The sequence below is a fragment of the Citrobacter sp. S-77 genome, assembly GCF_963864895.1.
GTDB classification, from domain to species: domain Bacteria; phylum Pseudomonadota; class Gammaproteobacteria; order Enterobacterales; family Enterobacteriaceae; genus Citrobacter; species Citrobacter murliniae.
Genome location: NZ_CAWLWU010000002.1, coordinates 3,032,735 through 3,055,296, shown reverse-complemented (window position 1 = coordinate 3,055,296; position 22,562 = coordinate 3,032,735). Strand labels below are relative to the sequence as shown.

Annotated in this window: 23 protein-coding genes; 17 read left to right on the top strand and 6 right to left on the bottom strand. The window is 47.0% G+C overall.

From position 1 onward, the window contains the following. The 3 genes from AACS05_RS15190 to AACS05_RS15180 form a co-directional block, all read left to right on the top strand. Window positions 1-374: ABC transporter permease (locus AACS05_RS15190; RefSeq protein ID WP_144243076.1), on the top strand; the 374-nt coding region annotated here is incomplete at its 5' end. Further along, window positions 367-1,314, top strand: coding sequence for an ABC transporter ATP-binding protein (locus tag AACS05_RS15185; protein WP_045444963.1), 948 nt, complete (start codon window positions 367-369; stop codon window positions 1,312-1,314). The genes AACS05_RS15190 and AACS05_RS15185, both read left to right, overlap by 8 nt. Beyond that, window positions 1,298-2,029: an ABC transporter permease gene (locus AACS05_RS15180; protein ID WP_045444960.1), complete on the top strand. Its 732-nt coding sequence runs from the start codon at window positions 1,298-1,300 to the stop codon at window positions 2,027-2,029. The genes AACS05_RS15185 and AACS05_RS15180 overlap by 17 nt, the downstream gene beginning before the upstream one ends. On the opposite strand, the gene AACS05_RS15175 is transcribed toward AACS05_RS15180, so the two are convergent. Both AACS05_RS15175 and mlrA read right to left on the bottom strand, forming a co-directional pair. After that, the gene (locus tag AACS05_RS15175; protein WP_003027354.1) at window positions 2,010-2,117 is read right to left on the bottom strand and encodes a protein YohO; all 108 of its coding nucleotides are present in this window, start codon (window positions 2,115-2,117) and stop codon (window positions 2,010-2,012) included. The two genes, AACS05_RS15180 and AACS05_RS15175, sit on opposite strands and share 20 nt — an antisense overlap. Window positions 2,118-2,168: 51 nt before the next feature. Further along, entirely contained in the window at window positions 2,169-2,900 is a 732-nt protein-coding gene (gene mlrA / locus AACS05_RS15170) for an HTH-type transcriptional regulator MlrA (RefSeq protein WP_045449701.1), read from the bottom strand. A 225-nt stretch (window positions 2,901-3,125) separates the two neighbouring features. Between mlrA and AACS05_RS15165 the strand changes: the two genes are divergently transcribed. From AACS05_RS15165 to AACS05_RS15155, 3 genes are read left to right on the top strand one after another with little or no spacing between them, the layout of a single operon-like run. Further along, window positions 3,126-4,811 (top strand): sensor histidine kinase, encoded by a 1,686-nt coding sequence (locus AACS05_RS15165; protein ID WP_045444957.1) that lies wholly within the window; start codon window positions 3,126-3,128, stop codon window positions 4,809-4,811. Next, the gene (btsR, locus tag AACS05_RS15160; RefSeq protein ID WP_045444954.1) at window positions 4,808-5,527 is read left to right on the top strand and encodes a two-component system response regulator BtsR; all 720 of its coding nucleotides are present in this window, start codon (window positions 4,808-4,810) and stop codon (window positions 5,525-5,527) included. Before AACS05_RS15165 ends, btsR begins: the two co-directional genes overlap by 4 nt. A gap of 46 nt (window positions 5,528-5,573) precedes the next feature. Further along, a complete protein-coding gene (locus tag AACS05_RS15155) occupies window positions 5,574-6,044 on the top strand; it encodes a YehS family protein (RefSeq protein WP_045449699.1) in 471 nt (156 codons plus the stop codon). A gap of 66 nt (window positions 6,045-6,110) precedes the next feature. Here AACS05_RS15155 and metG read toward each other — a convergent pair whose 3' ends face one another. After that, the gene (metG, locus tag AACS05_RS15150; protein WP_045444951.1) at window positions 6,111-8,144 is read right to left on the bottom strand and encodes a methionine--tRNA ligase; all 2,034 of its coding nucleotides are present in this window, start codon (window positions 8,142-8,144) and stop codon (window positions 6,111-6,113) included. A gap of 164 nt (window positions 8,145-8,308) precedes the next feature. On the opposite strand from metG, the gene apbC reads away from it, so the two are divergent. The 6 genes from apbC (at window position 8,309) to AACS05_RS15120 (ending at window position 15,011) form a co-directional block, all read left to right on the top strand. Next, complete coding sequence (apbC, locus tag AACS05_RS15145; RefSeq protein WP_045444948.1) at window positions 8,309-9,418, top strand: iron-sulfur cluster carrier protein ApbC; 1,110 nt, start codon at window positions 8,309-8,311, stop codon at window positions 9,416-9,418. 261 nt (window positions 9,419-9,679) lie between these two features. Next, on the top strand, window positions 9,680-9,961 hold the full coding sequence (locus AACS05_RS15140; RefSeq protein ID WP_045444945.1) for a DUF2574 family protein: 282 nt from the start codon (window positions 9,680-9,682) through the stop codon (window positions 9,959-9,961). 274 nt (window positions 9,962-10,235) lie between these two features. Further along, the gene (gene yehD / locus AACS05_RS15135; RefSeq protein ID WP_045444942.1) at window positions 10,236-10,772 is read left to right on the top strand and encodes a fimbrial protein YehD; all 537 of its coding nucleotides are present in this window, start codon (window positions 10,236-10,238) and stop codon (window positions 10,770-10,772) included. 65 nt (window positions 10,773-10,837) lie between these two features. After that, window positions 10,838-11,518 carry a fimbrial assembly chaperone gene (locus AACS05_RS15130; protein ID WP_045444939.1) on the top strand — a complete coding sequence of 227 codons (681 nt, stop codon included), beginning with the start codon at window positions 10,838-10,840 and terminating at the stop codon, window positions 11,516-11,518. A 14-nt stretch (window positions 11,519-11,532) separates the two neighbouring features. Further along, entirely contained in the window at window positions 11,533-14,016 is a 2,484-nt protein-coding gene (locus tag AACS05_RS15125) for a fimbrial biogenesis outer membrane usher protein (RefSeq protein ID WP_045444936.1), read from the top strand. Between the two features lie 11 nt (window positions 14,017-14,027). Then, on the top strand, window positions 14,028-15,011 hold the full coding sequence (locus AACS05_RS15120) for a fimbrial protein (RefSeq protein WP_045444933.1): 984 nt from the start codon (window positions 14,028-14,030) through the stop codon (window positions 15,009-15,011). A gap of 67 nt (window positions 15,012-15,078) precedes the next feature. Here the strand turns inward: AACS05_RS15120 and AACS05_RS15115 are convergent, their stop codons facing one another. Then, on the bottom strand, window positions 15,079-15,411 hold the full coding sequence (locus AACS05_RS15115; RefSeq protein ID WP_144243075.1) for an RcnB family protein: 333 nt from the start codon (window positions 15,409-15,411) through the stop codon (window positions 15,079-15,081). A gap of 170 nt (window positions 15,412-15,581) precedes the next feature. Next, window positions 15,582-16,520, bottom strand: coding sequence for a transcriptional regulator TdcA (tdcA, locus tag AACS05_RS15110; protein ID WP_045444927.1), 939 nt, complete (start codon window positions 16,518-16,520; stop codon window positions 15,582-15,584). Window positions 16,521-16,808: 288 nt separating this feature from the next. Between tdcA and AACS05_RS15105 the strand changes: the two genes are divergently transcribed. The 3 genes from AACS05_RS15105 to AACS05_RS15095 are packed head-to-tail and all read left to right on the top strand — an operon-like array spanning window position 16,809 to window position 19,264. Further along, window positions 16,809-17,645, top strand: coding sequence for a DUF3100 domain-containing protein (locus AACS05_RS15105; RefSeq protein WP_045444924.1), 837 nt, complete (start codon window positions 16,809-16,811; stop codon window positions 17,643-17,645). 2 nt (window positions 17,646-17,647) lie between these two features. Continuing rightward, window positions 17,648-18,106: a hypothetical protein gene (locus AACS05_RS15100; protein WP_045444921.1), complete on the top strand. Its 459-nt coding sequence runs from the start codon at window positions 17,648-17,650 to the stop codon at window positions 18,104-18,106. Between the two features lie 18 nt (window positions 18,107-18,124). After that, on the top strand, window positions 18,125-19,264 hold the full coding sequence (locus AACS05_RS15095) for a M20 metallopeptidase family protein (protein WP_045444917.1): 1,140 nt from the start codon (window positions 18,125-18,127) through the stop codon (window positions 19,262-19,264). A gap of 109 nt (window positions 19,265-19,373) precedes the next feature. Here the strand turns inward: AACS05_RS15095 and AACS05_RS15090 are convergent, their stop codons facing one another. Continuing rightward, window positions 19,374-20,438 (bottom strand): hypothetical protein, encoded by a 1,065-nt coding sequence (locus AACS05_RS15090; protein WP_144243074.1) that lies wholly within the window; start codon window positions 20,436-20,438, stop codon window positions 19,374-19,376. Window positions 20,439-20,714: 276 nt separating this feature from the next. Between AACS05_RS15090 and AACS05_RS15085 the strand changes: the two genes are divergently transcribed. Both AACS05_RS15085 and AACS05_RS15080 read left to right on the top strand, forming a co-directional pair. Then, window positions 20,715-20,921 (top strand): hypothetical protein, encoded by a 207-nt coding sequence (locus AACS05_RS15085; protein ID WP_045444908.1) that lies wholly within the window; start codon window positions 20,715-20,717, stop codon window positions 20,919-20,921. 953 nt (window positions 20,922-21,874) lie between these two features. Continuing rightward, a complete protein-coding gene (locus AACS05_RS15080; protein WP_190284564.1) occupies window positions 21,875-22,393 on the top strand; it encodes a helix-turn-helix domain-containing protein in 519 nt (172 codons plus the stop codon). Window positions 22,394-22,562: the final 169 nt, after the last annotated feature.

Here is a 22,562-nt window from a genome sequence, read left to right as displayed (position 1 = left end):
TGGTGTTGTACGCATTATTACCGCTGGTGCGCGGCGTCGTGGCAGGACTGAACCAGGTTCCTCGTGATGTACTGGAAAGCGCCAGGGCAATGGGGATGAGTTCGCGTCAACGTTTTAGCGCGGTACAGCTCCCGCTGGCGCTGCCCGTTTTCTTGCGCAGTTTGCGCGTGGTGATGGTGCAGACGGTGGGGATGGCCGTCATTGCCGCACTGATTGGCGCGGGGGGATTTGGCGCGCTGGTTTTTCAGGGACTACTCAGTAGCGCTGTAGATTTGGTGCTGTTGGGCGTGATTCCGGTAGTTGTGCTGGCGGTGTTGATTGATGCGCTGTTTGATTTAGGCTTAGCTCTGCTGAAGGTGACAAACGATGATTGAATTTAGCCATGTCAGTAAAACCTATGGTCAACAAACGGCGGTCAACGATCTTAACCTGCATTTTCGCGAAGGCAGCTTTTCAGTATTAATTGGCACGTCAGGTTCGGGGAAATCCACCACGTTGAAAATGATAAATCGACTGGTGGAACATGACAGCGGTCAGATCCGTTTTGCCGGGGAGGAGATCCGCAGTCTGCCGGTGCTGGAGTTAAGACGGCGTATGGGGTACGCCATTCAATCTATCGGATTGTTTCCACACTGGACTGTCGCGCAGAATATTGCCACCGTACCACAACTGCAAAAATGGTCGCGTTCGCGTATTGATGAACGAACAGAAGAACTGATGGCTTTACTGGGACTGGAAGCAGAGTTGCGTCACCGATATCCGCATCAGCTTTCCGGTGGGCAGCAGCAGCGGGTGGGGGTGGCACGTGCTCTGGCGGCGGATCCTCAGGTTCTTTTGATGGATGAGCCTTTTGGCGCGCTGGATCCGGTGACGCGCGGTGCCTTGCAGCAAGAGATGACCCGTATTCATCGCTTGCTTGGTCGCACTATTGTGCTGGTGACACACGATATCGACGAGGCGTTGAGGCTGGCGGAACATCTGGTATTGATGGATGCGGGTGGGGTCGTGCAGCAAGGAACACCGCTGTCGATGTTGACCGCTCCGGCTAATGATTTCGTTCAAACATTTTTTGGTCGCAGCGAACTTGGCGTGCGGCTCCTGTCGCTGCGAACTGTGGGCGATTTTATGCGACATGATACGCAACTGTGCGGGGAACCACTGGTCGATGAGATGACGTTACGTGATGCGCTCTCCGTTTTCGTGGCTCGCGGTTGTGAAGTCTTACCGGTGGTTAATTCACAGGGCGTTGCCTGCGGTACGCTTCATTTTCACGATTTGCTTACGGAGATACCGTACCGTGAAACGTCTGTCTGACCCGCTGCTCTGGCTTATTGCGCTTTTTCTGTTCCTGCTGGCAGGCTTACCGCACAGCCAGGCACTGTTTGGCGCGCTGTTTCCACAGTTACCTCGTCCTGTTTATCAGCAGGAAAGTTTTATGGCACTGGCGCTGGCCCATTTTGCGCTGGTGGGGAGCTCCAGCCTGGTTGCCGTGATCATCGGTACAGGTGCGGGGATAGCGGTAACCCGTTCGTGGGGGACTGAGTTTCGCCCCCTGGTGGAAACAATCGCCGCCGTGGGGCAAACTTTTCCACCGGTAGCTGTACTGGCGATCGCCGTACCCGTAATGGGTTTTGGTCCGGAGCCTGCCATTATTGCGCTGACCTTGTATGGCGTGCTCCCAATTTTACAGGCAACGCTGGCAGGGTTGGGGGGAATTTCTGGCAGCGTGATGGATATCGCCCGCGGAATGGGGATGAGCGATGGGCAGAGACTGCGTAAAGTGGAGCTTCCGCTGGCGGCTCCGGTCATTCTGGCGGGAATTCGCACGTCGGTGATTATTAACATTGGCACCGCGACAATTGCTTCGACCGTTGGGGCAAACACGCTGGGAACGCCGATTATCATCGGACTAAGCGGATTCAATACTGCTTATGTAATTCAGGGAGCGCTGTTGGTCGCGTTGGCCGCAGTCATTGTCGATCGCGGGTTTGAGCGCTTATCGCACTACCTTACCCGGCACGTAAAATAAAGGTATAGCCTGCCAGCATTACACCGCCGATACCGCCGATGGCCATCAGCAGGAAGAGGGTTATTACACCGATTTTAGCTGCGCTCATTATGCACTCCTTATGTTGATTAAAGGATTGTACACGTTTGTTAATAGAATATTAAATGCCAAGTGGATAAATATCGTGGCCCAGCGCCCGCCATTCATCCAGTTGCTGTTGCTGAGCGGGGGTTTGACTTTCTCCACACCAGATGAGTAAAGTCCGACCTTCAAACAGTTCCGGTCGTAGCTGGTTTAGCGAATGTGCCAGCACATCAACCCGCCATCCCTGCTGACTGGCAACCCAACCCTCCAGCCATAATCTGGTGGTATCGTGAATATTCCAGCCGACGACCAGTGCATCTTTCCCCTGTTTTTTACGCGCCGACGCAAGGCAAATAGCAATGTAGTTGATGAGGACGCCATCAAGGATACCCAGTAACGCCTGGAGTACAGGCTGCTGACATTGCAGACGCCGCCGCAGAGGAATGAATAAATGTGTGTTAAGCGTCTGCGCGGGATAATCCTGGCCACGCTCCTTTATCCATACTCTGAGGCTATGCAAATTATTACTTTGCAAATAGCTCAATAAGGTTTCTTGTTGTTCACGCCAGCCGTTATGCACATCAATATTTTCATTACTGAGCAACATTTTTACTTTGCTGACCTGTACCCCATTATTTATCCAGCGTTTGATTTCGCGGATCCGGTCGATGTCAGCATCGTTAAACAGGCGATGACCGCCGTCTGTCCGTTGCGGTTTTAGTAATCCATAACGTCTCTGCCATGCGCGTAAAGTGACAGGATTGATATCACAAAGCAAAGCCACTTCACCTATTGTGTAAAGCGCCATCGTTGTCTCACTCATGCTCGCGAGGTCCCAGTTTTACTTTAGACGCTCTTTTGCGAACCAGGTAGTTTTGATTGTTTTTTGATCACAATGTGGGTGATATTGTGTCCGGACGGGCGCTTTTGAGTGATCGTTCTCACAAATTCTTTTTTTTTTGCAACAGTTCAAAGAAAGTTAAGCGTAGCCCATGTATGTTACGCCCTTTTAAGTGAAGTGTGGTTGGCGGGTATGTACGAGTTTAATCTGGTGTTGCTGCTGCTTCAGCAGATGTGTGTGTTTCTCGTTATCGCGTGGCTGATGAGCAAAACACGCCTGTTTATCCCGCTGATGCAGGTCACCATCCGGCTGCCTCACAAACTCCTCTGTTATGTTACCTTCTCCATCTTCTGCATTATGGGCACCTACTTTGGTCTGCATATTGAAGACTCGATTGCGAATACCCGAGCTATCGGTGCGGTGATGGGCGGCTTATTGGGTGGCCCGGTTGTCGGAGGTTTAGTTGGGCTGACCGGTGGCCTTCATCGTTACTCGATGGGCGGAATGACGGCCCTCAGCTGTATGATTTCGACCATCGTGGAAGGCCTGCTCGGAGGGCTGGTACACAGTGTGCTTACCCGCCGCGGTCGCACTGATAAAGTATTTAGCCCGCTGACGGCAGGTGCGATTACCTTTGTTGCTGAACTGGTACAGATGCTGATCATTTTATTGATTGCGCGTCCTTTTGAAAATGCGTTGCACCTTGTCAGTAACATTGCCGCACCGATGATGGTCACCAATACTGTGGGTGCGGCGTTGTTTATGCGTATTTTGCTCGACAAACGAGCCATGTTTGAAAAATACACTTCAGCGTTTTCTGCTACTGCGCTAAAAGTTGCTGCCTCGACGGAAGGTATTTTGCGTCAGGGATTCAACGAGGTTAACAGCATGAAGGTCGCCCAGGTGTTGTACGAAGAGCTGGATATCGGCGCAGTGGCGATTACCGATCGCGAAAAGCTCCTGGCGTTTACCGGCATTGGCGACGATCATCACCTGCCAGGCCGGCCCATTTCATCCTCGTATACGCAACGGGCGATTGATACCGGAGAGGTGGTTTATGCCGATGGTAACGAAGTGCCGTACCGCTGCTCGCTGCATCCGCAATGCAAATTAGGCTCTACGCTGGTGATCCCGCTACGTGGTGAAAATCAGCGGGTGATGGGGACCATTAAACTGTATGAAGCTAAAAATCGTCTTTTTAGCTCAATTAACCGCACGCTGGGAGAAGGGATCGCCCAACTGCTGTCGGCGCAGATTCTGGCCGGCCAGTACGAGCGTCAAAAAGCGATGCTCACGCAGTCAGAAATTAAGCTCTTGCATGCTCAGGTAAATCCACATTTTCTGTTTAATGCACTCAATACCATTAAAGCCGTGATTCGACGCGACAGCGAACAGGCCAGCCAACTGGTGCAGTATCTCTCGACCTTCTTTCGCAAAAACTTAAAACGGCCATCAGAGATTGTGACGTTGGCCGATGAAATTGAGCACGTTAATGCTTATCTACAAATTGAAAAGGCGCGATTCCAGTCACGCTTGCAGGTGACCCTAACGGTTCCGGAAGAGCTTTCTCACCAGCAATTACCGGCTTTTACCTTGCAGCCGATAGTGGAGAATGCCATTAAGCACGGTACTTCACAGCTACTTGATACCGGTGAGGTGTCGATTACTGCCCGACGAGAAGGGCAGTATCTGATGCTGGATATCGAAGATAATGCCGGATTGTATCAGCCCACAACAGAAGCCAGCGGACTGGGTATGAATCTGGTAGATAAACGACTGCGGGAGCGGTTTGGTGATGATTTTGGCATCAGCGTAGCCTGCGAACCCGACCATTTTACCCGAATCACTTTACGACTTCCTCTGGAGGAACTGGCATGATCAAGGTGTTGATTGTGGATGATGAACCGTTAGCGCGGGAGAATCTGCGGATCCTGTTGCAGGAGCAAAGTGACATTGAGATTGTGGGGGAGTGTTCGAACGCGGTTGAGGCCATCGGTGCAGTACATAAATTGCGCCCGGATGTATTGTTCCTCGATATTCAGATGCCGCGGATTAGTGGCCTGGAAATGGTCGGTATGCTTGATCCGGAGCATCGTCCGTATATCGTTTTTCTGACCGCTTTCGATGAATATGCGGTTAAAGCTTTTGAAGAACACGCCTTTGATTATTTGCTCAAGCCGATAGAGGAAACGCGGCTGGAGAAAACGCTGATCCGTTTACGTCAGGAACGTACCAAGCAGGATGTGTCGCTGCTGCCGGAAAACCAGCAGATGCTTAAGTTTATTCCGTGTACTGGCCATAGCCGTATCTATCTGCTGCAAATGGATGATGTGGCGTTTATCAGCAGTCGTATGAGCGGTGTCTATGTCACCAGCAGTGATGGTAAAGAAGGCTTTACTGAACTTACATTGAGAACACTGGAAAGCCGTACTCCGCTGTTGCGCTGCCATCGACAATACCTGGTTAACATGGCGCAATTACAGGAGATCCGCCTGGAAGATAACGGCCAGGCAGAATTGATTTTACGCAACGGACTGACGGTCCCGGTAAGTCGTCGTTATCTTAAAAGTCTAAAAGAGGCGATTGGACTGTAAAACTGATACACTGCGCGCCATTGCATCACCGACAGTTGAAGACTCTATGCTAAGTAACGACATTCTTCGTAGCCTGCGCTACACCCTGAAAGCGAATAATAATGACATGGTGCGTATTCTTGCGCTCGCCGACATGGAATCCACCTCCGCAGGTTTCGACACCTGGATGACGAAAGAAGATGAAGAGGGTTTTGTTCGCTGCCCTGATATCATCCTCTCCGGTTTTTTAAACGGCCTTATCTACCATAAGCGCGGTAAAGATGATTCTGCACCTGAACTGGCACTTGAGCGCCGCGTTAATAACAACACGGTGTTGAAAAAACTGCGTATCGCCTTTTCACTGAAAACCGATGACATTCTGGCCATTATGACCCAGCAGAAGTTTCGCGTGTCGATGCCGGAGATCACCGCGATGATGCGCGCGCCGGACCACAAAAACTATCGTGAGTGTGGGGATCAGTTCCTGCGTTATTTCCTGCGTGGTTTGGTGATTCGCGAACACGCAAAGAAAGCGTAGCGCGTATTTATCTGTACTGAACCGCGATATAAAAAACGCTGCCGAAGCAGCGTTTTTTTATGCGGATTATTTTACCTGCTGACCAGGTTTTGCACCTTCGTCAGGACTTAACAGGAAGATATCTTTCCCGCCAGGGCCTGCGGCCATTACCATCCCTTCCGAAATACCGAAGCGCATTTTACGCGGCGCCAGGTTGGCAACCATCACGGTCAGACGACCAATCAGCACCTGTGGTTCCGGATAAGCAGAACGAATACCAGAGAAGACATTACGTTTTTCACCGCCCAGGTCCAGCGACAGGCGCAGCAGCTTGTCGGAACCTTCAACGAACTCAGCGTTTTCAATCAGCGCTACGCGCAGGTCAACTTTGGCAAAATCGTCAAAGGTGATGGTTTCCTGAATCGGGTCATCCGCCAGCGGACCGGTAACCGGTGCAACTGCGGCTTTCACCTCTTCTTTGGACGCCTCAACCAGCGCTTCAACTTGTTTCATGTCGATGCGGTTGTAGAGCGCCTTAAAGGTGTTGACCTTGTGGCCGAGCAGAGGCTGCTGAATGGCATCCCAGCTCAGTTCTGTGTTCAGGAACGCTTCGACACGCTCGCTCAGCGTTGGCAGAACCGGTTTCAGGTACGTCATCAGTACACGGAACAGGTTGATCCCCATAGAGCAAATCGCCTGCAGGTCGGCGTCACGGCCTTCCTGTTTCGCGACAACCCACGGAGCCTGTTCGTCGACGTAGCGGTTTGCTACGTCTGCCAGCGCCATGATTTCACGAATGGCTTTACCAAATTCACGGCTGTCCCATGCTTCACCAATAACTGCTGCGGCGTCGGTAAAGGTTTTGTACAGCGCCGGATCGGCCAGTTCTGCCGCCAGTACGCCATCAAAACGCTTACTGATAAAACCTGCGTTACGAGAAGCCAGGTTCACCACTTTATTGACGATATCGGCATTAACACGCTGAACAAAGTCTTCCAGGTTCAGGTCGATGTCATCAATACGCGAAGAGAGCTTCGCTGTGTAGTAGTAGCGCAGGCTGTCGGCATCAAAATGCTTCAGCCAGGTGCTGGCTTTAATGAACGTACCACGAGACTTGGACATCTTCGCACCGTTTACCGTGACATAACCGTGTACGAACAGGTTGGTCGGCTTACGGAAGTTGCTGCCTTCCAGCATGGCAGGCCAGAACAGGCTGTGGAAATAGACGATATCTTTACCGATGAAATGATACAGCTCGGCGTCGGAATCTTTCTTCCAGTATTCGTCAAAGCTGGTGGTATCGCCGCGCTTGTCGCACAGGTTCTTGAAGGAGCCCATGTAGCCAATCGGCGCGTCCAGCCAGACGTAGAAATATTTGCCTGGAGCGTTCGGTATTTCAAAACCAAAGTACGGCGAGTCGCGGGAGATATCCCACTGCTGCAGGCCGGATTCAAACCATTCCTGCATTTTATTTGCCACTTGTTCCTGCAGCGCGCCGCTGCGCGTCCATGCCTGCAGCATTTCGCTGAACGACGGCAGGTCGAAGAAGAAGTGTTCGGAGTCACGCATTACCGGCGTCGCGCCGGAAACGACGGATTTCGGTTCGATAAGTTCGGTTGGGCTGTAGGTCGCGCCACATACTTCACAGTTATCGCCGTACTGATCCGCAGCCTTACATTTCGGGCAGGTGCCTTTTACAAAACGGTCCGGCAGGAACATACCTTTTTCCGGATCGTAAAGCTGGGAGATGGTACGGTTCTTAATAAAACCGTTTTCCTTCAGGCGTGTGTAAATCAGCTCGGACAACTCGCGGTTCTCTTCGCTATGCGTTGAGTGGTAGTTGTCGTAGCTGATGTCAAAACCTGCAAAATCAGTCTGATGCTCCTGACTCATTTCACCGATCATCTGCTCAGGTGTGATACCAAGTTGCTGTGCTTTCAGCATGATTGGCGTACCGTGTGCGTCGTCCGCGCAGATGAAGTTAACCTGGTGGCCGCGCATTCGCTGGTAACGGACCCAGACATCAGCCTGGATGTGCTCCAGCATATGGCCGAGGTGGATAGAGCCGTTGGCGTACGGCAGCGCGCACGTTACCAGAATTTTCTTCGCGACTTGAGTCATAGTGGGCAATTACTTCTTTTGTAGTGAAAAGGGCTTTGATAGTACCAAAATGGTAATTACTGCGCCAAGCGATAAGGACATTTATCCACAAATGAATAATTGCGACGGTTGGAGTAAACTACCCGATGACAATCGTATTTTCAGAACAACAAAAAGGAGTCGGGATGAACCCACAATCCCAGGCCAAATCACCAGAAACCCTGCGCGCCATGGTCGCCGGGACGCTGGCGAATTTTCAGCATTCAACCCTGAAGCATAATCTGACGACGCTTAAAGCGTTGCATCATGTCGCCTGGATGGATGACACGTTGCACGTAGAGCTGGTCATGCCATTCGTCTGGCACAGTGCGTTTGAGGTATTAAAAGAGCAGTGCAGTGCCGATTTACTGCGTATCACTGGTGCGAAAGCGGTTGACTGGAAGCTGTCGCATAACATTGCGACGCTGAAGCGCGTGAAAAACCAGCCGGGTATTAATGGTGTGAAGAACATCATCGCCGTTAGTTCAGGTAAAGGTGGGGTAGGTAAATCATCTACTGCCGTTAACCTTGCACTGGCGCTCGCGGCAGAAGGGGCGAAAGTCGGTATTCTTGATGCCGATATTTATGGTCCCTCTATTCCGACCATGCTCGGTGCAGAAAATCAGCGTCCGACCTCGCCAGATGGCACTCATATGGCGCCGATTATGTCTCATGGCCTGGCAACCAACTCCATTGGTTATCTGGTAACGGACGACAACGCGATGGTGTGGCGAGGCCCAATGGCCAGCAAGGCGCTGCTGCAGATGCTGCAGGAGACCTTATGGCCGGATCTTGATTATCTGGTACTGGATATGCCGCCGGGTACTGGTGACATTCAGTTGACGCTGGCGCAGAACATTCCGGTGACAGGGGCAGTTGTTGTGACTACGCCGCAGGATATCGCGCTAATCGATGCTAAAAAAGGCATCGTCATGTTTGAAAAAGTGGAAGTGCCGGTATTAGGCATTGTTGAGAACATGAGTATGCATATCTGCAGTAACTGTGGCCACCACGAGCCGATTTTTGGCACTGGTGGTGCGCAGAAACTGGCAGAACAGTACCATACCCAACTACTGGGACAAATGCCGCTGCATATTACCCTGCGCGAAGATCTCGATCGTGGCACGCCGACGGTTATCAGCCGCCCTGACAGCGAATTCACGGCGATTTACCGCGACCTGGCGGGACGTGTGGCAGCACAGCTTTACTGGCAGGGAGAAGTGATCCCGAGTGAGATTGCTTTCCGCGCCGTGTAATTTACGCTGCACATATTCACCGCATTAATGAATTATTGATGCGGTGAATATTTTAAATAAATAGTCGCGATTTATTGTTTACCCTGAGTTAATAAACCTCAATTTTATCCAAAAATAAATCTGTAACCCATCATTTAAATTGATCAAATCTATTCCCTTAATCTACAATTTCTATTGGTCGGGGCGGATACTTTCGCTCACAGGACACTGAACAAACTGTGTTTATGCCGTTTTACGTTAACTACAGGAATAACGTTAAAAATGAAAAACCGTTTGCTGATGGGGATAATAGTTCTGGGTTATGGAATAGGCTCACCTGCCTTTGCTTCTGATACTGCGACATTAACCATTAGCGGAACGGTCACCGCTCCCACCTGCAGTACCGATGTTGTGGAAAATCAACTCCAACAGCGATGTGGTAATACCACCCACCTTTCCAGTACATCCGATGTGGTTTCAGCGCCAGCCAGAGGCGTGATGACCGAAGTCGTTGCCGTCCAGGGGGATGCAACGCGACAGATTGTGCTAAATCGTTATGACTAATATCTATTTTATTCAGCACATATTATTTCAATGAATGATGTGTGTATTCTTTATTTGCTTAATGGATAATCACGAACAGTTAATTGCATCGATTTATTAATTCTTAATATATTGTTAAATGAAATTTATTTGTTGCAATTATATTGCTGGATTTCATTTGTTTTAAATCAATAAAACAATGCGTTTACATTGCGTTAACGATCTTCCTATGAGAATTTAATTCCCGGAGTTAACAGCTCTTACAAATAGAAATTAATTCATTAAGGAAGATACTATGAAACGTTCAGTTATTTCTGCTGCTGTGCTGACTGCTGTATTTATGAGCGCTGGGGCTTTTGCTGTTGATTCTGACCAGGGCGAGTTGATTATTACCGGTAAGGTAACAGGAACGACATGTAAATTTGTGGGAGATACTACTGCGACAATCGGCATGAACCAGATTGGTGCTGACCGGTTGAATGCTCTGACTCTGGGGGGAGTTTATGATGGATATTCTAATCAGACAACAACACCTCTGACAGTTGAATGTACGGGTACTGAAGCGCCAAGAATTACTTTCTCCAGTTCTCAATTCGACAGCGCAAATAAGTACATTACACGGAATACGGCATCGAGTAATGGTGCTGGTTTTGCAGTTTACTATGGTAATGATTTTACTCAACAGGTTAACCCTGGCACGGGTATTAATTTAACCAAGACAAGTGATAACAAATATATTCTGAACTTTAAAGCTCGTTATGCGAAAGCTGGCAATGCTGTTACTGCTGGTGATGTTGCTTCTTCACTGACAATGACCGTTGTTACTGATTAATTGATTAATATCCTTTTTGTCGGCGGCTATGGCCGCCGGTTATTTCTGTAGCAAGGATAATTATAATGAAAAAAATATTAGTCTTATTGTTGCTTGGCACAGTATTGCCAGCGTGGGGGGGCATCTATATTTACGGCACCCGTGTTATTTATCCGGCGCAAAAAAAAGAGATTATTGTACAGTTAATGAATGAAGGTAATCGCAGCGCACTTGTCCAGTCGTGGATTGACGATGGTGATACCAGTCTGCCACCAGAGAAAATTCAGGTGCCGTTTGTGATGACTCCGCCGGTAGTTCGTGTCAGTGGCGGTTCCGGTCAGCAACTGAAAATTAAACAACTGGCAAATACTCTACCGAAAGATCGAGAAAGCTTATTTTTCCTTAATGTATTAGATATTCCTCCTAATTCATCAGACTCCGAAAGTAAGAATATAATTAAATTTGCTATGCAAAATCGTATTAAATTTATTTACCGTCCACAAAGTGTTGCTGGTGTAACTAAAGATAGTTTTGCCCATCTGAAGATCAGGTATGTCGGTGTTGGTTTAAATATAAAAAATGATTCGGCTAACTGGATAACTATTCCTGAGTTAATGGGAAATAAAAAAATCAATACAGAAACGTTGATGCTGGCGCCATGGTCGGATAAAACGCTGAATACCACCACTATTGTTAATTATTACAAAGTTACTCTTATTGATGATCACGGCAATTACTTGAGTGAAAATATAAAAGTCGATAAATAGCTCAAGGACTGGCTATGTCAAAGATAAATTCTATTACACTGGCCATTTTGTCAGTGCTAACGAATCCAGCCGTATGGGCTGAAGAGGAATCGTTTGATACTCATTTTATGATCGGCGGTTTAAATGGTGAGAAAATTTCTCACTATCAGATTGATGGCGATAAGCCGATGCCCGGCATGTATGAAATGGATGTCTATCTAAATAAGCAGTGGCGCGGGCATTACGATATCAATATTAAAGCTGACCCGGAGATGACATGCTTATCATGGGTGCAGTTGCAGCAAATTGGTATCCGTACTGAAGGTATTAAAGCTGATAAAAATGAAGATTGCGTACCGCTACGTGCGGCAGTACAGGGTGGTAGCATTGGGTATGATATCGGGCAATTTGTACTGAATTTGAACGTGCCTCAGGCATATGTGAATGAATATGAGTCGGGTTATATGCCTCCCGAAACCTGGGAACGAGGGATTAACGCATTTTACACTTCTTATTATGCCAGCCAGTATTACAGTAATTATAAACATGGTGGCGATGATAAAAGCAGTTATGTGAGTCTGAACAGCGGATTGAACGTACTGGACTGGCAGCTGCATTCGAATGCTAACTATACGAAAGGCAACGAGGGCAGAGGTGAGTGGAAAAGTAATACCTTATATGTGGAACGTGGTATTCCGTCGATCCTTAGCACGTTGCGCGCTGGAGACATGTATACCAGTTCGGATATTTTTGACGCTGTACGGTTTCGCGGCGTACGTATCTGGCGTGATATGCAAATGTTGCCAAACTCGAAACAGCGCTTTACACCGGTGGTACGTGGCATAGCGCAGAGCAACGCGCTGGTGTCTATTGAACAAAACGGTTTTGTTATTTATCAGAAAGAGGTCTCTCCGGGGCCTTTCGCTATTGATGATTTGCAGCTTGCCGGTGGTGGAGCGGATCTGGATGTTAGTGTGAAAGAGGCCGATGGTTCGATAAGACATTATCTGGTGCCTTATTCATCGGTACCCAATATGTTGCAGGCTGGGGTAGCGAAATATGATTTCGCTGCCGGACGTAGCAATATTGAAGGTGCGAGCAATCAGTCTGATTTTATCCAGGGTAGTTATCAGTATGGATTGAATAATCTGCTAACTGCATATGGTGGTTCAATGTTGTCGGAGAACTACTATTCATTTGTGCTCGGTACTGGATGGAACACGCCGATTGGTGCGATCTCGGTAGATGGAACTCGCTCACACAGTGAACAGGATAACGGCGTTTTTGACGGGCAGAGTTATCAGGTCGCGTGGAACAAATATGTCGCGCAGACCGGAACTCAGTTTGCGCTGGCGGCCTATCGCTACTCTTCGCGGGATTACCGTACTTTCAACGATCATGTGTGGGCGAATAACAAAAATAGTTATGATCGAGACGAAAATGATGCGTATGACATTGCAGACTACTACCAATATGACTTTGGTCGTAAGAATAGCTTTTCCCTCAACATCAACCAGGCATTACCTGATAGCTGGGGATTTCTGGCCGTTAGCGGCCTGTGGCGCGATTACTGGGGCCGTAGCGGAACCGGTAAAGATTATCAGTTGAGCTACTCGAACACTTGGCAACGTATCAGTTATACCTTATCTGCCAGCCAGACGTATGATGAAGAAAACCGTCAGGATAAACGTTTTAACCTGTATATCTCTATTCCATTCTCCTGGGGCGATGGGATTGCCACTCGGCGGCGCGATCTGTTTGTTTCCAATTCAACGACGTTCGATGATGACGGCTATCAGTCGAATAACACCAGTTTAAGTGGGGTGGCGGGTAACCGTGATCAATTCAGCTACGGTGCTAATTTCAGTCATCAGCAGCAGGGAAGTGAGACCGCGGCGAGCGGCAGTTTAGTATGGCGCATGCCAGTGGCGACGCTCGGCGGCAGTTACAGTCAATCGAATCAATATCAACAGGTCAGCGGCAATATTCAGGGAGGGATTGTGGCGTGGTCTGACGGTGTCGCCCTAACTCCCCGACTTTCAGATACTTTCGCCATTATAAAAGCCCCAGGCCTGCAGGGTGCGGCGGTGCAGGGACAGCGTTATTTAACGACGGACAGCAAAGGCTATGCTGTTTATGACAGTCTGACTCCATACCGCGAAAATATGCTGATGCTGGATCTTTCCGACAGCAACAGCGATGTGACATTACTGGGAAATCACAAAGGCACAGTGCCTTATCGTGGCGCGGTTGTGATGGCGGAGTTTGAAACTGACCGGCGTAAATCCTGGAACTTCCGTGCTCAACGGACGGACGGTTCTCCATTATCGTTTGGCTATGAAGTGGAGGATAATACCGGCAATAACGTTGGTTTGGTCGGCCAGGGCAGTCGATTATTTATTCGCACCGACGACATTCCTGCTTCTGTACGTGTTGCGGTTAATAAACAACAGGGACAATTCTGCACAATTATCTTTGAGAAGATGATTGATGAGAGCAAAGTCTATATTTGCCAGTAAGGATGATAAATATGAAAGAGTATATATGTCTAATATTTTTGCTGTTGTCATCCTTTGGGTTACAGGCGAAATGTACTTTTGATAATTCAAACGCGGCAACGCCAGTTGTTAATCTGGATATGACTACAGGAGTTGCGGTAGTGAAACTAAATATCAACGCTACTGGTAATATAAAATGCAATGCCAATAGTGATAATTTATATTACGCCACACCATTGCAGGACTATATTGTTGCTTTTCAGGGTAGTAGTGGTAATAGAGTTTTAATTAAGATTAACTTAATCGGAGATGGTTTTCCTGTAAGCATAGGAAATAGAACGGTTAGTGCCGGAGAAATACTGAATGATAAAGTTTTTACAGTGACGGCGTCTTATGTAAATTCAGGAGCTGCAAAGCAGACGGTATCTGGCAATGCATTTAATCTGAGTGATCCCGCAGTGAGCATTACCTCAGAAAACACCTGTACATCCAACTGGTTAAGTTATCTCTATTGTTGGATTACAGGACGATTGTCAAACTCTTCAGCCTTTACTCAGAATATTAATTTTACTGTGACACACAAACCTACAACCTGCCGGTTTTCAGAATCTACATACAAAATCCAAATGCCAGAGACCACATTAAATGACATAGTAGGCACAACTAATACCAAATCAGGTACTGCAAATCTGGTATTGAACTGCGATAGTGTGTACAACGTTACTACTAATCCGGTAAGTTTTATCGTTTCACGTGGTGACTGGAACGAGAGTGGTACAATATTGAAAAATACCTTCATTAATGGTGCGAAAGGCGTTGGCTTCCAGATATATAATGGCACTGCGACTACGCCATTAAGACGCGGAGATATATTAATGAACAGGATTGCTAAAATGGCAGCAATCAGTAATCAGTACACGTTTCCGATTATCGCAAAATACGTGCGAGTCGCAGAGGAACCATTGCAACCAGGTGAAATGCAGAGCAAAGTGATATTTGCTGTATCCTATGATTAATTAATATTATTATGACAGTCTGGTGAACTCACGTACTTTCATTCCGAAAGTACGTGTATGCATTTTATCACCGGTGATAAAAAATCTCGCCGTCATAGGCTTTAATGATCTTCCCGTCGGCATCATTAATCAGTACATATGCGCCACCCATATAGGTCCAGTGTGTGCCTGCGGCTGGTGCTGGCAGGTTGCGCTGATTCCACTGCTTAATGGCGTACTCATCAGTACGGTACAGCTGAGGGACTGTGTCTCCTGGCTTGAAATGGGTAAAGTCGGCAATAAAACCACTTAGCTCATACTTATCAATCCCCTTGGGGGCAGCTGTTGCGGCTGGCGCGGCCCAAACAACGCTGGTCGTGAGTAATAATGCACCCAACAACATTTTGTTCTTCATACCCATCCTCTCTACTTATTCGGGTCGTCAAAATCAGTCGTGTATCATTCTCATCGTACAGGGCGTCTGACAAGCACTATTTTGTTATGACTCCCAGAATTTCGTAAAAAGTGTAAATAAAAACGTAGAGATACGCCACTCATGATGTAGGTCGGTAAGGCGTTGAATCGGGCTAATCAGGATGAGGGAGAATTCTCCGTAACATTGAGTCCAGCAAACCGCGACCAGTCATAATTTCGGATAACGGAAACCAGTGCCTCAACACCTGGACTCATTCTTTTATTCCGGGGACAAACCAAGGCGTAACGGGCCTGAGGAAGAATTTCCCTGACAGGTAGCTCACGCAACTGAAATCCTTCGAAAGGGGATGACATTGCTCGCGCCAGTACCGTGATATACCCAGCATGCATCACCAGATTAAAAATAGTGATCACTGAGTCAGTATGTATTACCCGGTCAGTGTTGACGACGTTATGCTCTAACAACTCGGACAACGCCTGGTAGTATCCCATATCTGTCTGGGGCAATACCCAGCGAGCTTGTCGCAGAGCGTTCAATGTTTCACATGCTGCAAGGGGGTGATCTTGCCGGGAAATGAATGCAAACTCTGCACTAAAGAGTGGCCAGACATACAAATTCTGAACTGGCATATCTGGTGTCACTGTTCCAATAGCGAAATCAAGTCTGCCTTCCCGCAAATCCGGTAGCAGGGATGAGAGTTGGGCTTCCTTCATTGATATCTGAGCAATCGGATAGCGCCGGGTAAACTGCGTAATAATATCCGGCATTGCGGTAAAACCGATCAGAGATGAAAATCCAAAAGCGAGTTCCATAACCGGTTCATCGAGGATCCTGCGCATATCATTGACGGCCAGCGATAAATCTTTAAGAACCGTTCTGGCATGCGGAAGTAATATTTTGCCAGCATCACTTAATTCAATGCCGGTGTTATTTCGGATTATTAGCTCTGTACCAAAATAGTCTTCAATATCATGAATGGTTTTAGTGACCGAGGGCTGTGTGAGTCCCAGCGATCTTGCTGCAGCCCGGATACTCCCACAGCGAACGACTTCCTGAAACACGATAAAATATTGTGTCTTTGGCAGGGCATGCATAAATAAGATCTCATACAAAGTAATTATACTTATATTCCCATAAAACAAATGCGCAGACTAAGCAAAAATGGCTTTTTTTATTTTGTGATACAGATAACGATTTGCTTTATAGCATTGATTTTACACGTAAAATAATATCTATTTTTTCTTCGTTTTTGACTTAAATCAAAATAACGGAAACAGTGATAACTTTTTTTTATCACTATAGTTTTTCACAGTCTTATGCTCTGGATTATTTGACTTCATGATAAACCCGTACCCCTTAGTTCTCTATCATGGAGTCTGATCATGAGTTCATATGATAAAAGTGAAAATGAACGTTCATTGGTTAAAATAATAATGGCAGTGTTAATTATCGTGGTTGTATCTGAATGGATTGGAGTGACTTCAATACACATCGGTAAAACAACTATTAATTTTTTACCGATGCTCTACGCCGTTATCCTTGGCGTTATAATAACCCCTGATTTGTTGGGCAACTATATAAAACCACTCGGGAAATTTATTTCTCGTAAAGAAATAAGCATCACCGGCAATGTGGTGATGCTGGCATTGCTTCCCCTGGGCGTTAAATATGGCACTCTGGTGGGACCAAACATTAGGGCGGTGATTAATGCGGGGCCTGCTCTTATCCTCCAGGAAATTGGCAACCTTGGTTCAGTGTTAATCGCCATGCCAGTTGCCCTGATGCTAGGGATGCGCCGGGAATCTATTGGTGCTTGCTCAAGTATTTCTCGTGAACCTTCACTGGGCGTTATTGGCGAAAAATATGGTATCGAGAGTCCGGAAGGCACTGGTGTTCTTGGTACTTACCTCGTCGGCTCGGTTATCGGAACAGTCTATTTCGGGATCATTAGTCCATTAGGGCTGCAAATTGGACTGAACCCCTTATCTCTGGCTGTCGCTTGTGGACTGGGCTCCGGAAGTATGATGGCCGCAGCTTCCGCCTCACTTGCCGCCGCCGTACCTGCAATGTCCTCGCAAATTCTGGCATTCGCTGCAACAAGTAACATGCTGGCCGCATTCACGGGTATGTATGCACTGATCTTTCTCGCTCTTCCCCTGAGTAACCTGATGTATCGCGTGTTACCTCATAAAAATACCCAGATCCCAGCGGAGAAATAACCATGACACTTAAAGAACACCTTGCGAGTACCCGCATCATTATTCCGTGCATTGCCCTGGTTCTGGTCGCTCAGTGGGTTGGAAAAGGGATGTCCCCACTGGCTGCAATCCCCGGTGCGTTGATGATGTTGGCCATTATTCTGGTATCACTGCAAATCAAAGCCTGGCTGCCGAGACTGCCGCTTCCTGCATTTGCATGGGCCACACTGATTGCACTCTTACTCAGCATTCCATACTCACCAGTGAGTGAAATATTCATGCGTTACACCAACAGGATTGATTTTCTGGCCACGACTACACCCTTGTTGGCGTTCGCAGGACTGTCTGTTGGAAACAGTCTCGACAAACTGAAATCTCTCAGCTGGCGCATTGTCATCATTTCATTACTGGTCTTTACCACCGCCTTCTTCGGCGCTGCTTTTGTGGCCCAGTTCATCCTGAACATCCAGGGCATTATCTGATTAACAAGCGAGTAAATTATGGAATATCAAACCTACCTTGATTACGGCATCAGCATGCGTCGACATTTTCATCAGTACCCGGAACTGGGCCGAGAGGAATGTGAAACCCGGAGTTTTTGTATTCATCAGCTCAAAGATATGGGGTATACAGTTACTGATTGTTTTCATACGGGTTTTTATGCCGACCTATATGTCGATACGGCTTTTCCAGTGATTGCATTCCGCGCTGATATGGATGCTTTACCGGCAACAGAAAAACCCGGTGAGGTGGTTATCTCTCAGTATCCTGGGGCTGCGCATCTGTGCGGACATGATCTGCATATGGCTATCGCACTGACTGCCGCGAAGATCATGAGCGATCAGCGGATGAACCTTAAGGCTAACATACGCTTTTTGTTCCAACCTTCGGAAGAAATGTTCCGTGGAGGGGCAAAAGGAATGATCGAGAAAGGTTGCCTGGACGGAGTTGATCAGGTTTACGGTTTGCATAATGACCCGCAGATAGATTGCGGTCAGATAGCCATTAGTCCGGGCATCATGTCCTCTAACGGCGATCAGTTCAGGTTGATGATTGAAGGCAAGAGTGCTCATGCTTCTGCCCCCCATCTGGGATTGGATGCGTTGTCGGAAGCCGTCCGTCTGCTGAATGAGTTCAGAGCAATTATTACTGATCACGTTGATCCCAACAAAGCCGCACTGATTTCCACATGTATGCTTAAAGCTGGTGAAGCGCCCAATATTTTAGCCCGAACGGCAGAGTTGCAGGGTTCTATTCGTTCATTTGATAAAGATGTCCAAAAAACAATGATTCGGCATTTTATGGAAGAAATTCAGGAGACTCGTCGGAGAGGGTATACCGCAGAACTTGAAATGAAGGGTTACCCGGCTATCAGTAATCATCCAGCAGAGGCCCAGAAATTGATAGATATTGCCCGTCAGTTCCTTGGGAGTGAAAATGTCCTGACCGGGCATCCGCCAATGGTGGGATCTGAGGATTTCTCGTTTTTCCTGGAAGAAAAGCCAGGTGCCTTTTTCTTTCTTGGCAGTGGCGATCACAGCAAAGGAATTAGCAACCCGCTGCATTCTAATCCCTTTATTGTTAATGAGAATTGCATTCTTACTGGTGCCACACTGTTTGCCTTGCTTGCTGGTTTGTGACGCTCCCGGCAACCCACTAATATACTTAAGAGGCTACAATTGTGGCCTCATTTCTCAGTGAAAGTAACGCCGATTTTATTCTCAGAGAAAGCATAACCAGGGGTTTATGTTAATTCAGAATAAGAAACAGTACCGTCACGACTAAAAAAGTGAACCCGGCGATAATGGGAAGATGCAACATACTGGAAGGGGATAGTGTGTTTTCCTGCTGCGTTGCTGGTGGATAAGGGTAATACTCGCCTTTGGGCATTTCACCGTTATGAGCGTTCTCTTCTTTGCGCGTTTTTTTGGCACTATTGCGAGATTCGTACATTTTTGTCTCTTCCTGTTGCATCTTATCCAATATATCGAGCCACTCTTTAGGGCGCTGAGATGGCGTACTTTCACGTCGTTCTTTGACCAGCACCGTTTGTTCTTTTATCTCTGGAAATTCCGCCGTTCCTGCTTTTTCAGGATTGGCTGAAGGGGATGCCTCCTGATTGGAATGAACCTTTATTCTGGAAAATAGTGCCGGAAATTGAATGGGTTGCTGGTTTTCCTCATTCGGGGGGAGCTTCTGAGTACTTTCTGTTGTCACCGACAAACTGTCAGTGGCTATACGAGTCATCGGTGCTTGTGTGGTGACGAGTTCGGGCGAGCGGCGAGAAGCGGCAAGAGTTTCATCTGGTAACCTCAACGTACCGATTTTACCCGTTAACACAATGGGGGACGCAGTTTGTTCCCGCTTGCCCCCCTCTATGCCAGGTTTTTCAGTGCCAGCGGGTTGGCTGCGGTCTGGCGTTGCGGGTTGTGGCGATATTTTATCTGAAGGAGCTGGGGACCGGTTTGGTAATGTTGGAGCTGTTGGCGGCGGTGCTAATTGCAAACGAGTGGATTTTATCAGCGATGGAGATGCTGAATAATGCTGTTCAGGTTCAGGTTCAGGTTCAGGTTCAGGCTGAATATCCTCATCCAGAAGATATTTTGTCGCTGCCAGCAATACCTCTCTTTTTATCGTTTCCGGTTGAGGCGGTTGTAGCGAAGATTCCGCTATCTCAACAACTGATGTGACGATGGCACTGTCAGTTTGTACGGTTTTATTGCCATTTGCATTTTCTGATAAAAAGGCCGAGCGCAGTGAGCCAACAAATAAACGCTGAGCAATGGCTCTGGCTGGACGAAGTGGTGTCATCATGATTTAAATTTCCAATTTATCTCTGGAAGTAAAACGACAGAACCAGTGGGAAACTTAAAAGCGAGTTGTTTTTAATCTCAAACGAATGAATGGAGATGTGAGACGTTGCGAATGTTATTTTTGACGTTCAGGGCGATAAATTTAGGTATTTCGCTTCTTTACTAAGTATCAAAGTGAGTTCGGTAGAACAGAACTGAGAGCCACTGAGCATTTTTCTAAGCCTGACGATGTACTATCAGACTAAGACGCATCATAAAATGTAAGGAAACTGCCAAAATGTCAAAAACGCTCACCGCTGAAAAATTCGACAGTGCCAAAACTTTTACCGGGCTGGATTTCATCGCGCGTAGCCTGGTTATGATGGAATCAAACGGGACTCAATTGAGTCCCGAGGAAGTCGCCGGGAATATGACCGATGAACAAAAAGAAATTTTTCTGGCACGTCTCGATTTTCACAGAAACAGGAATGCTAACAATAAGTGATTATTAGGTGTTGATGTTTCTGCTGTTGGCTTGTATCAGATATAAAGATGGGATACCTGGCAAGGACTTGCATCAGCAAACGACTTCCTCTGCGCTGCCAGTGTGACAAAAGTATATCTGATGATGACTCGGGGTACCCTTTTGTGAAAGCTGAGAAATGCCCTTTAAGCTGCTCTGGATAATGCTCTATTAGTAATCATGTAGAGGGTGCGGGCTACTAACCTGGCAATATTACTCCGGCAAGCAAGGATTTTTCGTGTTGAAGCGAAGAAAAAACGGACTTTCAGCGAGTCGATTCGTATCGCAATATCGGATTGTTCAAAAGAAGGATTAGCCAGTCGATAGCCAGGCAATTCTATCGACTGCAAATTATCTCGTTTTGTTACTATCTTTATTTCCCGGATCTCCATCTCTCTTTCTTCGGATTTGACATAGAAAAAACTCTCCTGTACGTATATTTTTTACTTCTTAAAATAAATTCGTCGCAAAATTAGATACAATTTTATTTCATCTTTGTGGTGATTTTGAGATTCTCTATGGTTAACCTACGGAGATCTGGGATGATTTCATTTCGATGAGCATAGCGAGATGGGTAATGGCTCAACACGACTGCCGGATGTATGAATCATTGAACGGAGCAGCAGTTTGTTTATCATTATGCCGGATGAAGGAATTCCGGTATTGAAATACTATGGTTTACTACCTGCCCAAAACAGAGAAGTTTACCCGGGGTAGCTAATCGCTTGGTACGCATATCCAGTTGTAGTTAAGTGCGCCACTATGACCACCGATGATGAAAAAGGTTTATCTTCAAACTCAGACTTCTTTTAATTGTAACATCAATGAACGGACGATATTTTATGGTGAGATCCAGGGAAAGCATTCAGCGATTAATTGATAACCTGTCCAGACGTGAACATATCTTTACTAAACGAAAAAATCAGATTGTCACAATGGATGGATTCACTGAGAAAAATATTCTCATCTTCCATCAGGGCATTATATCAGGTAGCAGACCGAGCGATGACCGTCTGCTGGTCAATTTTATTGCGCCCCGGATTTTCGGTATCAATTATTTTGTTGATACTGAGTTGATGTACTTCAGAGCCTGTACTGATATCAGCTACGAATTTATACCTTTGGCGGAAGCGGAACAGGTTATTGATGAGAAAAAACTGTGGAAAGACGTCTCTGTCAATCAGATGCTGATTACTTCTCATATGCTCAGATACGTACATAACATGGCCGGGGTATCTAGTTATACCCTGGTGATTAGCTGTCTTTATCAGTTGCAGGCAGAGCCAGATATCATCCGTTTACATCGCACTGCTGCTGATTATATCGTTGATAAAAGTGGTCTGTCCCGAAGTACAGTCATGAAAATGCTGGCTCAGTTCAGGGATGATGGCAAAATTACACTTAACAAAGGTCTGCTGATGGATTTGAGACATCTGGACCATGATGAATCATAGCTGAATGCTAGAACCAGCTGCCCTGAGCGTTTGTACCTTTGAACAGACTTACCTGTACGTCTGGCAGTTAATTAAAAATGTAATTTTGAATCCATTTTTACACTCAATAATAGTATTAAATTTGCTAATTTTTTAAGTGGAATGTATCGATAAAATTTAATATTGTTTT

Coding starts and splice junctions, on each gene's coding strand:
- AACS05_RS15185 (WP_045444963.1), top strand. CDS start 367: ATGATTGAATTTAGCCATGTCAGTAAAACCTATGGTCAACAAACGGCG.
- AACS05_RS15175 (WP_003027354.1), bottom strand. CDS start 2,117: ATGAGCGCAGCTAAAATCGGTGTAATAACCCTCTTCCTGCTGATGGCC.
- mlrA (WP_045449701.1), bottom strand. CDS start 2,900: ATGGCGCTTTACACAATAGGTGAAGTGGCTTTGCTTTGTGATATCAAT.
- AACS05_RS15165 (WP_045444957.1), top strand. CDS start 3,126: ATGTACGAGTTTAATCTGGTGTTGCTGCTGCTTCAGCAGATGTGTGTG.
- btsR (WP_045444954.1), top strand. CDS start 4,808: ATGATCAAGGTGTTGATTGTGGATGATGAACCGTTAGCGCGGGAGAAT.
- AACS05_RS15155 (WP_045449699.1), top strand. CDS start 5,574: ATGCTAAGTAACGACATTCTTCGTAGCCTGCGCTACACCCTGAAAGCG.
- metG (WP_045444951.1), bottom strand. CDS start 8,144: ATGACTCAAGTCGCGAAGAAAATTCTGGTAACGTGCGCGCTGCCGTAC.
- apbC (WP_045444948.1), top strand. CDS start 8,309: ATGAACCCACAATCCCAGGCCAAATCACCAGAAACCCTGCGCGCCATG.
- AACS05_RS15140 (WP_045444945.1), top strand. CDS start 9,680: ATGAAAAACCGTTTGCTGATGGGGATAATAGTTCTGGGTTATGGAATA.
- yehD (WP_045444942.1), top strand. CDS start 10,236: ATGAAACGTTCAGTTATTTCTGCTGCTGTGCTGACTGCTGTATTTATG.
- AACS05_RS15130 (WP_045444939.1), top strand. CDS start 10,838: ATGAAAAAAATATTAGTCTTATTGTTGCTTGGCACAGTATTGCCAGCG.
- AACS05_RS15125 (WP_045444936.1), top strand. CDS start 11,533: ATGTCAAAGATAAATTCTATTACACTGGCCATTTTGTCAGTGCTAACG.
- AACS05_RS15120 (WP_045444933.1), top strand. CDS start 14,028: ATGAAAGAGTATATATGTCTAATATTTTTGCTGTTGTCATCCTTTGGG.
- AACS05_RS15115 (WP_144243075.1), bottom strand. CDS start 15,411: ATGGGTATGAAGAACAAAATGTTGTTGGGTGCATTATTACTCACGACC.
- tdcA (WP_045444927.1), bottom strand. CDS start 16,520: ATGCATGCCCTGCCAAAGACACAATATTTTATCGTGTTTCAGGAAGTC.
- AACS05_RS15105 (WP_045444924.1), top strand. CDS start 16,809: ATGAGTTCATATGATAAAAGTGAAAATGAACGTTCATTGGTTAAAATA.
- AACS05_RS15100 (WP_045444921.1), top strand. CDS start 17,648: ATGACACTTAAAGAACACCTTGCGAGTACCCGCATCATTATTCCGTGC.
- AACS05_RS15095 (WP_045444917.1), top strand. CDS start 18,125: ATGGAATATCAAACCTACCTTGATTACGGCATCAGCATGCGTCGACAT.
- AACS05_RS15090 (WP_144243074.1), bottom strand. CDS start 20,438: ATGATGACACCACTTCGTCCAGCCAGAGCCATTGCTCAGCGTTTATTT.
- AACS05_RS15085 (WP_045444908.1), top strand. CDS start 20,715: ATGTCAAAAACGCTCACCGCTGAAAAATTCGACAGTGCCAAAACTTTT.
- AACS05_RS15080 (WP_190284564.1), top strand. CDS start 21,875: ATGGATGGATTCACTGAGAAAAATATTCTCATCTTCCATCAGGGCATT.